The following is a 12,450-nucleotide window of genomic DNA, read 5'->3' as shown; positions in this document are numbered from 1 at the left end:
TGCCGCAGTTCAGAACTGAATCCCGCGGGACAAGCCACCATCCACCAGGATGTTGGCTCCGGTGGTCCGGCTGGACCTGGGGCTGGAAACGAAGACCACCGTGTCCGCGACCTCCTGCGGGGTACCCATCCGGTGCGTCGGGTTCAACCCCATCGCCAGGGTGAACAACTCGGGGTTGCCCTGTTCGATGCTTTCCCACACCCCACCCGCATGGAAGGTGTTGCCAGGGGAGACCGTGTTGGCGCGAATCCCCCGGTCTGCCAGCTGGAACGCCAGTCCAGCCAGGTAGGCGATGAGGGCGGACTTGACCGTCCCATAGGGGCCGGAAGCGAAATCCACTTCACGGCCAGAGACGCTCGAGATTGCGACAATTGACGCCGCGTCGCTCTGCGTCAGGTGGGGCAGCGCGGCCTTGACCAGCCGGACAGTGCCCATCAGGTCCACCCGGAGCGAGGCTTCCCAGTTCTCATCGGTGTCGGGAATGGCCAGCGCGCTGACGTTGCTCACCACCATATCGATCCCGCCGAAGGTCGACGCGGCGTCTTCTACCCAGGCGGCGACGGCGTCGGCGTCGCCCATGTCCATGGCGGTACCGATGATCCGCCCGCCGCTCCCGGCCAAGGCCTCCTCAGTCGCAGTGATCTCGGCCGCATCCCGCGCGCAGAACGCGACGTTGGCGCCCTCAGCCGCGAAGGAGTCAACGATGGCACGCCCAATCCCCTTGGTCCCGCCGGTTACCAGAGCGGTCAGCCCGCCGAGTTGTAGGTCCATGGGTTTCTCCTAGAGGTTCTGGCTGCGTCGTCGCAGCTCGTCATGTATTCCGTCAAAGGCATGTACCCGGGGGAAAAGGTGTTTAGCCGCTTTAATGACCACGCTGTAGTTGGCGTCGACGGCGTTGGCGATGGGTGCCAGCGCTGTCTGGGTGAGCAGCTGATAGGCGTCCATCTGGTGCAGTCCGAAGAGTTCCTCGAACCACCGCACCATTTCCACCTGACCGATCCGCCAGGAATCCTCCATGGGCCGGGAGGAACCGACGGCCATCCAGTGGCTGTCGCTTTCGAGCCTCGGCCAGGCGGGCGCGCCACCCTTGATCAGCTCAACGATGATGGTGGAGTTCATGGCGCCTTCGACGGCTGTGCCGCAAGCCTCGCCTTCGCCCTGCCGGTAATGCCCATCACCGATCGAGAACAGCGCACCTTCGACGTTCACGCCGAGGTAGACGGTGGTACCGGCTTTGACCTCGGGGGAGTCCATGTTCCCGCCAAACCGTTCGGGCACCAGCGACGAGCGCACCTCGCCACCGGGCGGCGCCACACCGATGGTGCCGAGCATCGGTTCGAGCGGCAAGGCTACCTCGAAGTCGGTGTATCGTGCCTGGAACCCGACCTGCTGCCGCGCCGTATCCACGTGGTAGATCCAGGTGGTGTCCGGCAAAGGCTCCTGGAGAAACGCGGTTCGGTCGGTGCTGGTCAGCCCGCCGAAGAAGGGAATGGTGGCAGACGCACCCCAGGAACGGGCCGGCGTCAGATCGACGATGTGGATGGCCAGCGTGTCACCGGGCTCCGCGCCAGCCACGTAGAACGGGCCGGTCTGGGGGTTCACAAACCGCAGGTCGACCTTCTCGCTGGACAGGTCATCGACACTGGTCAACGCGTGATTGAATGCGTCCTCGGACCACAGTTTCAACACCGTCCCGGGCTGGACGGTCATCACCGGCGCGGCGCCACCAAACGTGTAGACCAGTTGATCGCGGCGCGGAGTGTACTCAACAGCATCCATTACTGGATGCTATGTCGGGGGTGCGGCGCTGACAAGGGCGTGATGGGGCGACCCAACCGCGGGCACCCTCGCGACGAGTACATTGGGGGCGATGGCACAGTTGAAAGCGCTGGACCTCGCGCATGGGCGTGCTGCCCACCTGAGGTTGGCGGTCGTCGATGATGTGACTGCGATCGTGGGGCTCCTCGCCGATGACCGGTTGGGTCAGGCCCGGGACGGAATCGACGGCGGTGCATCTGGGACACCCGGGCGCCGATGCCGTTGCGACAGTGAAGGCCCGTTGGGCTGAACACGTGCTGCCTCGTCTTGCGACGGCGCCGCAGGCCGCGGCGGCGCACGCCTGACGGTGACCGGCGACGGACCCGGGTGCTCGCTGTGGAGGGCACCCAACTAATCGTGCCGCGGGGCCGCTGCGTGGGGGACAGCGGCCTCGAGGCACCCACCCGGACCGACTCGATTGGCTGGGTGGGCTGGGGTAGAGGTGGTTTACCCGGCGGCGGGGGCGGTGCGGGAGCCGATCCACGTTGCCGCGGCATCCACCTCGACGGGGTGCACGCCGTGCCCACCCTCGCGCACCACCTGGTGGACGTCGGATCCCGTGTTGTCCAGCACCGACTTCAGCTGCGTCACGCTGGTCACCGGCGCCATGGCGTCTGCCTCCCCGTTGAAGAGGGCGACGGCGGTTCCTGACAGGTCGCCGTCGAACGACCGGTCACCCAGCGGATACATCCCGGAGAAGGCGACAACATCGGCCAGTGCCTGGGGGTGCAACAGCACCGTGGCCAGGGCGATGTTCGCGCCATTGGAGAACCCGACCGCGATGACCTTCCGCTCGCCCAGGCCGTAGTTCTGGCGGGCCCACTGAACGAAGTCGGCAAGCTCGCCGGCGCGCCGGACGACGTCGTCGACGTCGAACTTGCCCTCGCCGAAGCGGCGGAACCACCGGTTCATTCCCTGTTCCTGCACCGGACCCCGTGGGGCGAGGTAACCCGCCCCGGGCGCCAGCCGCTGGGCCAGCTGCAGCAGGTCATGTTCGGTGCCGCCAGTGCCATGGAGCAGCAGGAGGACGGGGCTGTCGGGTGTTCCCGCGTCGTGGAGGTGCGGCCACTGGTCAACGTTGGTCATCTGGTGCTCCTAGCTCAGGAAGGTGGCGATGGACGGGTTGTTCTCATCGGGCACCTTGATCTTCGCGACCGCGTGCGAGATGGCGTCCCGGTTGGGCTCCAGCCATGGTGGCAGTTTCAGGGAGCGGCCCAGCTCAAGCAGCGGCTCGTCGATGTCGAAGCCCGGGGTGTCGGTCGCGATTTCTAGCAGGGTGCCGCCTGGCTCCCTGAAGTAGATCGAGGTGAAGTACTGGCGGTCAAGGATGGCCGTGACCGCGTAGCCGCGCTCCGCCAGCTCCTGGCGCCACACCTCCTGGGTAGCCTGGTCGGGCACCCGGAACGCGATGTGGTGGACGGTGCCGCCGGCCACGAGGCCGCGCTCGCCGCGGCGGTCGGTGACCAGGTCGACGACGGTGCCGGGCTCGCCGTCGTGCGTGCTGAGACGGTACCGCCCATCGGTTTCACTGAGGATCTTCATGCCCAGGTCCCGGGTGAAGGTTTCGAGGCTCGCGGTGGGATCCTCGACGGTGAGCACCGATGAGTGCTGGCCGCGGACGGCATATTCGGCGGGGACGGAGGCGGAGTCCCACGGGTTACGCGGATCAGAGAGCGACGACGCCACCAGGTCGATCTGGAGGCCGTCCGGATCGCGGAGCGACAGGCGCTCTTCCTCGGAGGACGCGCGGGCGATCGAGGAATCGACGCCGATGGCCTTGAAGTGCTCCTGCCACCAGCCGAGGGTGCCCTCGGGGACAGAGAACGCGGTGGTGGTGGATTGTCCGGTGCCGACCTTGCCGCTTCGAATGCCCTGCCAGGGGAAGAAGGTCAGCAGGGAGCCGGGGCTGCCGGCTTCGTCGCCGTAGTAGAGGTGGTAGGTGCCGGGATCGTCGAAGTTCACGGTCTTCTTGACGAGTCGCAGGCCCAGGCCCTTGATGTAGAAGTCGATGTTCTTCTGGGGGTCACCCGCGATTGCGGTGACGTGGTGGAGCCCTTCGGTTTGTGCGGTCACACTTCCTCCTCGTTAGATCCAGCGGTGGCCGCCGGTATGTAGATGCAAACGCATGGATCCTTTCAATTGTTCCCGGCGTGTTTGTGGGGTCCCCTGGTGGTTCTCCGCAAAAACGGCCCTTAGGGCAAGATCCGCCGCTTGCACGCGGCAGGTCTTGCCCTAAGGGCCGTTTCTGGCGCAGGCGGCATCGGGTGTCAGGCGGAAGCGTGCTGTTGCAGGTATGCGTCGCAGCCACCGCCTGCAACGGACTCGAGCGGGTTGTCCACATAACCAAGGAGACCCATGGTGGTGCACGGTTTGGCTGGGCATCCTGATTGCCATGACGAGGTTGGATTGGCTGGAGCGACAGGAGCTATGGCTTACACCTGAACTCCTTAACCGGGGGTTGACCACCGCCACCATCGCCGCCCTAGCCCGGCAGGGGGAGCTGGTCCGGCTCCGGCGCGGCTGTTACCAGTCCAGTGAACGGTGGAAGACGTTGACGACGGACGGCCAGCAAGTGCTTCAGGTGGTTGCGCATCGCGCGGTCGGGGCGTCCCTGGGCAATGAAACTCCGGTCTATAGCCATACTTCGGCAGCTCGTCTGCACGGGTTGTACCTGTTGAACCCTGATCTCCTGATCCACATCACCCAGTCGTCGAGTGTTTCGCCGACGAGCCATGCCCGGGATGTGCGCAAACATCAGGGGTGGTTGACGGCCCCGGAGGTGACCCAGAGGCGCGGCCTGCTCGTCACCTCATTGGAGCGTACGGTGGTGGACTGCTCACGGATCCTCCAGTATCGGCAGGGACTTGTCACAGCTGAACACGCCCTCAGATTGGGGGCCAGCAGGGAGGGAATGAAACGCGTCACTGAGAGTCTCGTCAATCACAAAGGCATCCGGAACGCACGGCGGGTGATAGCGAATGCGAGCCATTTGTCGGAATCTCCCGGCGAAACGCTCACCCTGGATACCATGCGATCCCAGCAGATTCCGATGCCCGAACAGCAGGTATGGGTCTCCAGCAGGCTGGGTGACTACAGACTGGACTTCGCCTGGCGAGAGCTACGGGCAGCCATGGAGTTTGATGGTCGCATCAAGTACTTCGACTATCAGCCCACTTCCCAGGTCCTCTTTGAGGAGCGCCGACGCGAGAAGGCACTGGTCGAGCTCGGATGGACCATCCTGCGGATCGAATGGTCTGACCTGTTCAGGGAAGCGGAACTCAAGGCACGGATCCTCACTCACCTTCGGAGAGCTGAAGCGCGTCGAGCAGCCTAGCGCCGCACGCGGTCCTAGCTGCACGCCGCTGCCGCTACAACGGCGGCCCTCGCACGCCGTTGCCGGCGCAAAAGCGGCCCTCACACGCAGTTGTCGGCACAAAAGCGGCCCTCACGCACCGCTGCCGACACAAAAGCGGCCCTCGGGGCAAGATCCGCCGGTTGCAAGCGGCGGATCTTGCTCTCTGGGCCGTATCTATCGAGAAACTGGTTGACGGGCATCTTCGACCCGACCTAGTCTTTCGTCAGATAAAAGACGCATTCCAGTGCGCGGAATAACAAGAGAATTTGGGGTTCCTGATGACCTACACAGTGAACTGTTCAATCCTGCTCACTGAGCTGCCGCTGCTGGAGCGCCCGGTGGCGGCGAAAGCGGCCGGGTTCGACGCGGTCGAGTTCTGGTGGCCCTTCCCCACGTCCACCCCGTCGGCAGCTGAGATCGAGGAGTTCGAGCACGCCATCACCAGTGCGGGCGTCCAGCTGACCGGACTAAATTTCAACGCTGGGGACATGCCCGGCGGGGACCGCGGCCTGGTGTCCTGGCCCGAACGCAGCGAGGACTTTCGGGAGAACCTGCCTGTGGTGGTCGGGATTGGAGAGCGTCTGGGGTGCACGGCGTTCAACGCCCTGTACGGCAACCGTGTGGAAGGGGTCAGTACGGAGGAGCAGGACGCGCTCGCCGTCGACAACCTGGTGCTCGCCGCGGAGGCGGTCGCCGCGATCGGCGGAATCGTGCTCCTGGAACCGATCAGCGGTGCCGACCGCTACCCGCTCAAGACCGCCCAGGACGCCCTCGACGTGATCGCCCGGGTGCACGCCCGCGGCACCACCAACATCAAGCTCCTCGCCGATTTCTACCACCTGTCAGTGAACGGCGACGACGTCGGCGCCGTCATCGACGCCCATGCCCAGGACTTCGGGCACATCCAGATCGCCGATGCGCCCGGTCGTGGTGCCCCTGGTAGCGGCAACCTCCCGCTGACGGACTGGATCGACCGCAGCCGCACCCGGGGGTACCAGGGCCTTATAGGCCTCGAATACAAGACACCCGCCGACCAGGCATTTTCCTGGCTCGCCACCACCGTCAGCAGTAGGGGATCAGCACAATGACACACGTTGCAGTCATCGGACTCGGCATCATGGGGCTCCCGATGGCCCTTAACCTCGTCGCCGCCGGTCACACCGTCACCGGGTACAACCGCAGCCAGGGCCGGATCGACAAGCTCACCGCCGAGGGCGGGCGCGGTGCCTCCAGCATCGCCGACGCGGTGGCCGATGCCGACGTCGTCATCACCATGGTGCCGGATTCCCCCGACGTTGAAGAGGTCGTCGGTGGTGCTGGCGGCGTGTTTGCGAACGCCCGGCAGGGAGCCCTGTGGATCGACGCCAGCAGCATCCGGCCCGACGTCGCCGCCCGCCTCGCCGACGAGGCCAGGGATGCCGGACTGCGCCCTCTCGACGCGCCCGTCTCCGGAGGCGAGCAGGGCGCCATTGACGGAGCCCTGTCGATCATGGTCGGCGGCGACGCGGCCGACTTCGAGGCCGCCCAGGACGTCTTCGCCGCCGTCGGGAAAACCATCGTGCACGTGGGTCCGTCCGGGTCCGGGCAGACCGTCAAGGCTGCCAACCAGCTGATCGTCGCAGTGAACGTCGGCGTCCTCGCCGAAGCCATCACCTTCCTTGAGGCGTACGGCGTGGACACTGCGTCCGCCCTGAAAGTGCTCGGCGGCGGACTGGCGGGCTCCAAAGTGCTGGACCAGAAGGGCCAGAAGATGCTCGACCGCAACTTTGACCCCGGGTTCCGGCTCGCACTGCACCACAAAGACCTCGGCATTGTCACCTCAGCTGCCCGCGAAGCCGGCGTCGCCACCCCACTGGGTGCCCTCGTCGCGCAACTGGTTGCCTCGCTCGTCGCTACCGGTGACGGCGATCTGGACCACTCCGGCCTGTTCAAGCTGATCAATCAGCTGTCCGGCTAATAATCAGTCTGAAGACAGCAGAAGGGCGGTGGTGGACTCCAGCCCGTGCTTCACCGTTGGCGCGCTGATCGTGGCGAACACCCCGGTAGAGGAACGGGGCAAGGTGCTCCGTCAGCTCACGCCTCGATCCAGAGGTCCCGAACACGAGGCCGCCTCATGACAGGACACACAGCGACCCGGGCCAGGCCGCCAGTGATGTAATGGCACTATGCGCATCGTGATAGCACCGGACAAGTTCAAGGGCTCGCTGTCCGCCCCCGAGGTCGCCGAATCCGTGGCCGCCGGGTTGCGTGCGGCAGCCGGGCCGGACACCAACCTCACCATCGACCAGGTGCCGGCGGCCGACGGCGGAGAGGGCACCCTGGACGCCGCGGTGGCCGCTGGATTTACCCTCCACCTCACCGTCGTCACCGGACCGACCGGGGAACCGCTCCAGGCGCCGATCGCGATCCGAGGCCAGCAGGCCGTGATCGAGATGGCTCTCGCCTCCGGCCTCGCCGTGTTGCCGGGGGGCAGCCTTGACGCACGCGGCGCCACCAGCCGCGGAACCGGCGAGCTGATCAGATTCGCCCTCGACCGCGGCTGCACGGACATCGTGCTCGGGGTGGGGGGCAGCGCCAACACGGACGGCGGTGCAGGTGTCCTGACCGGATTGGGGGCCAGGCTGCTGAACGACGACGGCGTCGACCTTCCGCACGGCGGCGCGGCGCTCGCCGGGCTCAGCCGAATCGACCTGGCCGGCCTTGACCCCCGGCTGGAGGCCGCGTTCATCACCCTGGCGTCCGACGTCGACAATCCGCTGCTCGGCCCCACAGGGGCCGCCGCAGTGTTCGGGCCACAGAAGGGCGCGGCCCCAGCGGATGTCGAGGAACTCGACGCGGCACTGGCCCGGTTCGTGAGTGTCCTCGCGGACGCGGCGGGTCCGAGGGCCGCCCACATGGTGACAGCACCCGGCGCGGGCGCGGCTGGTGGCGTCGGCTATGCAGCGCTCGCCGTTTTGAACGCTCAGCGTCGGCCGGGAATCGACGTCGTATTGGAGCTCACCGGACTGGCCGCGAAACTGCGTGACGCCGACCTGGTGATTACCGGCGAGGGCAGCCTCGACGAACAGAGCCTGGGTGGCAAGACTCCGATGGGAGTGGCGAACGCCGCTGCTGCAGCAAAGGTCCGGGCGGTGGCCGTCTGCGGCCGCACGGTCCTGACCCCCGAGCAGCTGACGACGGCGGGCTTCGAGCGCACGTTCGCCCTCACAGACCTGGAGCCCGACGTCGAGCGGTGCATCGCCAATGCGGCGACCCTGCTGGAGCAGGTTGGCCGGGACATCGCCCGCCACGTGGGGTTGACCGCCCACTAGCGACCCCGACGATACGGACGGGACGCGTGACCCCGCGGAACTGAGGGATCTCCGCGGAAACCATGACGCCGCGGAAGAGATTTCCTATATGAGAACGATTCTCATATAGTTGGACTCATGCATCTCATCCTGATTACTTCTCTCGATGCCCTCAGCCGCGATAGCGTGACGGCGAGGGTGGCAAATCTTTATCCGGGGACACCGGTAATTAGCCATGACCTGCTGGACGAGGGAGTGGTGACCCGCCGCGTCCATCGGGACAACGAGCTCGTGGAATGGGAATCGACTCTCCTCGAGCATGGGTGCCTCAGCTGCACTGTGAGGCTTGACCTCGCGCCGGCCCTCCTTCGGTTGAAGGAGGCTTCAGTCCCACTGGCCATTGTCGGACTGCCGCCAGGGACCACTGCCGAGAACGCGATCGATGGGCTGCATGCGGTAAACCCCCAAGCGTTCCGTATTGATACCGTCGCCGTTGCGGTGAGGCCAGAAGATGTTGAAGACCAACTCTGGGACCATCACACCCTCTTCGCTTCTGGCTACACGGCTGTTCCTGAAGACTCGCGAACCCCCGGCGAATTCCTGGTGGGGGAGCTTCTGTTTGCAGATTCGGTGCTGACGACCACCAGCGAATTGCTGGGGGTAAACGAGGAGCTTTCGTTGCGCGGCTGCCAACTCATCGGCGAGGTGGCACCCCACGCCCGGGTATTGACTGCCGGTGAAATGGGCGCCGAAGACTTTGGCGTGCATGACGATGCCGCGTCCCGTGCGCGGAGTCTTCCCGGCGGAGTCTTTGCGCCGTCAGCATCCTCCACGCCGTTTAGTACTTTTCAGCTGCGAATCGGTCGACCCTTGCACCCAGATCGGTTCCGCACCGCGCTGGGCATCATATCCGAGGGCTGCTGTTTCGTCAGGGGCAGCGTCTGGATCGCCGGCGTACTGGACACCCGCATTGCGGTACACGGAGTTGGCCCCCGCATTTCGCTCGGCAACGGTGGCGCATGGAGCCTGGATACCCATGGTGAATTGTGCCGGGGCACGCACCTCGCGCTCACCGGCGACGATATCGACGCAGGGGTCATTGGCCAGGCGCTCAGCGACTGCGCCCTCACCGATGACGAACTGCAGGACGCGGCGGATCTATCCCACATCAGAACTGGCAACCAGGCAGCACCTGGCCAAGAACGCTAAAGGAGCATCATGAAAGTTCGCAACTCCCTTCGGGCCTTGAAAAAAGCACCAGGAGCACAGATTGTCAGGCGACGCGGTAAGACCTTTGTCATCAACAAGAAGAACCCTCGGATGAAAGCCCGTCAGGGCTAGTCCGATGAGCGAAGTCAACGCGCCGGGTGCGGGTATCGTCGTCGCCCTGTGCGCAGGGCATCGTTGCGCGGCGCTCATGCGAACCGCGGGCGGTGGCGGGCTCGCCGACGCAGTCGCACACTCCTCGGGTGGCGTACTCATCTCAGCGGGGTGCCTGCAGCACTGCGCGCAGGGCGCTGTCGCTGCAGTAGCACTTCGCTTTTCTGAGGTGGCGCTGACTGGACCATCTGTTTGGTTGGGCGGTGTGGAATCTGCCGAGAAGTCGACGGCTCTCCGCCAATGGGTGGAGCGCTGGACGCCGGGCCAACGCGCCATCAGGCTACCTGACTCGCTTGCCGATTCGGTGCTGGGTGTCGGACCGCCCGTCCGCTTGGAGTCTCCGGAGTCTCCTCAGTCCGTGGAAGCCCAGAATGGCCATCAGCAGCGCGGCGGCTGATGGCCCAGGAGAAACACGTGCACTCACGGTGATCGTTGGACGATCTCTGCTTGCCGTCGTCACCGGCGACCCGGAGTCACGGACGGCCGAGCGGCGAATTGGTCGTAGTGTTTACGTCGCCTACGGTGCTGCGGTGGATTATGGCTCCGACGGTTCAGTAGTGTTCTAGTATGGCTTCCTTAAGAAACAGCCGCGCTGCTGCGCTTCCTGCCAAGCTTTCCCGCTCCTGGCTGCTTGCATCAGCGGCGTCCGAGTCCAATTTCGCGCCCGCTTTGACCTCGGAGGCCGACTCGGTGGTCTTCGATATGGAGGATGCCGTGCCGGTCGACGGCAAGCAGGAGGCGCGCGAGCGGGTGGTCGAAGCGCTCTCCACCGGCATGACCGCCTGGGTCCGCGTCAACGGCATTGAAACCGACTTTTGGGCCGATGACCTGGCAGCGCTGTCGAAGGCGCCAGGGCTCCGCGGAGTGATGCTGGCCATGACCGAGAAGCCCGAACAGGTCACCCACACCGCCATGCGACTGCAGGCCGGCACCCCGGTGCTCGCGCTGATTGAGTCTGCGCTGGGCATCGAGAACGCCACGGCGATTGCCAGCGCTCCGGGCACCTTCCGGCTAGCGTTCGGGGTCGGCGATTTCCGTCGGGATACCGGCGCCTCCGACGAGCCGATGGCGCTCGCCTATGCGAGGGCGAAGCTGGTGGTCGCATCGCGGGTGGGTCAACTGCCGGGCCCGATCGATGGACCCACCGTCGGCGCCCTTGGCGATACTCTGCTTGAGGCCTGCAAGGTCACCGCGTCCATGGGAATGACCGGGAAGCTGTGCCTCCTGCCGGACGCTACCGACACGATCAACAAGGGCCTCTCACCCAGCGAGTCCGAGATCATGTGGGCCTACGAGCTCCTGAGCGCTCATGAGGCCGGTGCGGTGGTGGGAGACGGATCGTACCTGCCGCGGCTGGCCCGTGCGCAGAAAATTTCCTCCCTGGCCGACTCGTACGGGTTGTGGAACGCCTAGCCCGGACGGTTATTTGTCCGGACCAGGCGTTCGGGCAGTCAAACCGGTGAAGCGGCGTTGAACGCGTTGATGAGCGCCTCGGACACCACTTCGGTGCTGGCCGATCCGCCCAGGTCCGGGGTGCGCACCTCGGTCTCTTCGAGGACGTGTCCCATCGCCGTCATGATTGCCTCGCTCGCATCCTGGTGGCCCAGGTGATCGAGCATCATTGATGCTGCCCAGACCTGGCCAAGTGGATTCGCCTTGCCCTGGCCGGCAATGTCCGGTGCGGAGCCGTGCACCGGCTCGAACATGGAGGGGAACTCCTTTTCAGGGTTCAGGTTGGCGGACGGCGCGATGCCGATGCTTCCGATAATGGCCGCGCCCAGGTCCGTGAGGATGTCACCGAACAGATTCGATGCGACGACGACGTCGAACCGCGCTGGGTCCAGCACGAACAGGGCAGCCAGCGCGTCGATGTGGTACTCGGAGATCTCCAGGTGGGGATGCTCGGCGCCAAGTTCCCGGAAGATCTCGTCCCAGAACGGCATGGTGTGGATGATCCCGTTGGACTTGGTGGCCGAGGCGAGCTTCCCCTCGCGCTGTTCCGCCAGACCGATGGCGTAACGCATGGCACGCTCCACCCCGAACCGGGAGAACACTGATTCCTGAATGGCGATTTCCTGGGGGCTTCCGCGGTACAGGCGCCCACCGCTCTCGGAGTACTCGCCCTCGTTGTTCTCCCGCACCACCAGGAAGTCGATGCCCCCGGCGGGCACCTTGCGCAGTGGACTCTCGATCCCGGGAAGCAGCTTGATCGGCCGCAGGTTGATGTACTGCTGGAAGGCGCGGCGGATGGGTATCAGCAGCCCCCACAGGGAGACGTGGTCGGGCACGCCGGGATAGCCGACGGCGCCCAGGAGGATTTGGTCGCACTCGGCCAGTTGGGCCATGCCCGTCTCCGGCATCATGGCGCCCGTGCGCGCGTAGTACTCGCAGCCCCACTCGAGTTCCTCCCACTCGAAGGAGAACCCGTACCGCGCTCCGGCGGCCTCCAGCAATCGCTGGGCCGGGGGCATAACTTCAGTGCCGATACCGTCACCAGCGATGACTGCGATGTGATAGTTCGGGAGAGTCATGAGTATGTGTCCTTCAATTCAGGAGAATGATCCGGCAAGAGGCCAATGAAATGATCCTGTCACAAACAACGACGGC

At 65.4% G+C, this 12,450-nt stretch carries 15 protein-coding genes; 10 read left to right on the top strand and 5 right to left on the bottom strand.

Features of this window, described 5'->3' with window-relative positions; all coding sequences use genetic code 11:
* Positions 1–9: 9 nt before the first annotated feature.
* Together IWX64_RS09935 and IWX64_RS09930 are read right to left on the bottom strand one after the other, a co-directional pair.
* Complete coding sequence (locus tag IWX64_RS09935; protein ID WP_196866972.1) at positions 10–771, bottom strand: SDR family NAD(P)-dependent oxidoreductase; 762 nt, start codon at positions 769–771, stop codon at positions 10–12.
* A gap of 9 nt (positions 772–780) precedes the next feature.
* Entirely contained in the window at positions 781–1,779 is a 999-nt protein-coding gene (locus IWX64_RS09930) for an acetamidase/formamidase family protein (RefSeq protein WP_196866971.1), read from the bottom strand.
* Between the two features lie 91 nt (positions 1,780–1,870).
* Between IWX64_RS09930 and IWX64_RS09925 the strand changes: the two genes are divergently transcribed.
* The gene (locus IWX64_RS09925; protein ID WP_196866970.1) at positions 1,871–2,068 is read left to right on the top strand and encodes a hypothetical protein; all 198 of its coding nucleotides are present in this window, start codon (positions 1,871–1,873) and stop codon (positions 2,066–2,068) included.
* Between the two features lie 197 nt (positions 2,069–2,265).
* On the opposite strand, the gene IWX64_RS09920 is transcribed toward IWX64_RS09925, so the two are convergent.
* Entirely contained in the window at positions 2,266–2,904 is a 639-nt protein-coding gene (locus tag IWX64_RS09920; RefSeq protein ID WP_196866969.1) for an alpha/beta hydrolase, read from the bottom strand.
* Positions 2,905–2,913: 9 nt separating this feature from the next.
* Complete coding sequence (locus IWX64_RS09915) at positions 2,914–3,891, bottom strand: ring-cleaving dioxygenase (protein ID WP_196866968.1); 978 nt, start codon at positions 3,889–3,891, stop codon at positions 2,914–2,916.
* Between the two features lie 319 nt (positions 3,892–4,210).
* Here IWX64_RS09915 and IWX64_RS09910 point away from each other — a divergent pair, with 319 nt between their 5' ends.
* From IWX64_RS09910 to IWX64_RS09870, 9 genes are all read left to right on the top strand, one after another.
* Positions 4,211–5,152 carry a type IV toxin-antitoxin system AbiEi family antitoxin domain-containing protein gene (locus tag IWX64_RS09910; RefSeq protein WP_196866967.1) on the top strand — a complete coding sequence of 314 codons (942 nt, stop codon included), beginning with the start codon at positions 4,211–4,213 and terminating at the stop codon, positions 5,150–5,152.
* A 299-nt stretch (positions 5,153–5,451) separates the two neighbouring features.
* Positions 5,452–6,261, top strand: coding sequence for a hydroxypyruvate isomerase family protein (locus IWX64_RS09905; protein WP_196866966.1), 810 nt, complete (start codon positions 5,452–5,454; stop codon positions 6,259–6,261).
* Positions 6,258–7,130: a 2-hydroxy-3-oxopropionate reductase gene (locus tag IWX64_RS09900; protein WP_196866965.1), complete on the top strand. Its 873-nt coding sequence runs from the start codon at positions 6,258–6,260 to the stop codon at positions 7,128–7,130. Before IWX64_RS09905 ends, IWX64_RS09900 begins: the two co-directional genes overlap by 4 nt.
* 208 nt (positions 7,131–7,338) lie before the next feature.
* Positions 7,339–8,484 (top strand): glycerate kinase, encoded by a 1,146-nt coding sequence (locus IWX64_RS09895; protein ID WP_196866964.1) that lies wholly within the window; start codon positions 7,339–7,341, stop codon positions 8,482–8,484.
* Between the two features lie 117 nt (positions 8,485–8,601).
* Positions 8,602–9,672 (top strand): GTP-binding protein, encoded by a 1,071-nt coding sequence (locus IWX64_RS09890; protein ID WP_196866963.1) that lies wholly within the window; start codon positions 8,602–8,604, stop codon positions 9,670–9,672.
* Between the two features lie 9 nt (positions 9,673–9,681).
* The gene (gene ykgO / locus IWX64_RS09885; RefSeq protein ID WP_196866962.1) at positions 9,682–9,804 is read left to right on the top strand and encodes a type B 50S ribosomal protein L36; all 123 of its coding nucleotides are present in this window, start codon (positions 9,682–9,684) and stop codon (positions 9,802–9,804) included.
* A gap of 4 nt (positions 9,805–9,808) precedes the next feature.
* Complete coding sequence (locus IWX64_RS09880) at positions 9,809–10,240, top strand: hypothetical protein (protein WP_196866961.1); 432 nt, start codon at positions 9,809–9,811, stop codon at positions 10,238–10,240.
* Positions 10,215–10,409: a hypothetical protein gene (locus IWX64_RS09875; protein ID WP_196866960.1), complete on the top strand. Its 195-nt coding sequence runs from the start codon at positions 10,215–10,217 to the stop codon at positions 10,407–10,409. Before IWX64_RS09880 ends, IWX64_RS09875 begins: the two co-directional genes overlap by 26 nt.
* A gap of 1 nt (position 10,410) precedes the next feature.
* The gene (locus IWX64_RS09870; protein WP_196866959.1) at positions 10,411–11,256 is read left to right on the top strand and encodes an HpcH/HpaI aldolase/citrate lyase family protein; all 846 of its coding nucleotides are present in this window, start codon (positions 10,411–10,413) and stop codon (positions 11,254–11,256) included.
* 38 nt (positions 11,257–11,294) lie between these two features.
* Here the strand turns inward: IWX64_RS09870 and IWX64_RS09865 are convergent, their stop codons facing one another.
* Entirely contained in the window at positions 11,295–12,374 is a 1,080-nt protein-coding gene (locus IWX64_RS09865; RefSeq protein ID WP_196866958.1) for a tartrate dehydrogenase, read from the bottom strand.
* Positions 12,375–12,450: the final 76 nt, after the last annotated feature.

The organism is Arthrobacter sp. CAN_A212 (genome assembly GCF_015752345.1).
GTDB lineage: Bacteria > Actinomycetota > Actinomycetes > Actinomycetales > Micrococcaceae > Arthrobacter_D.
The sequence above is the reverse complement of the archived record's forward strand: the minus strand, read 5'-3'. Positions and strand labels throughout refer to the sequence as shown.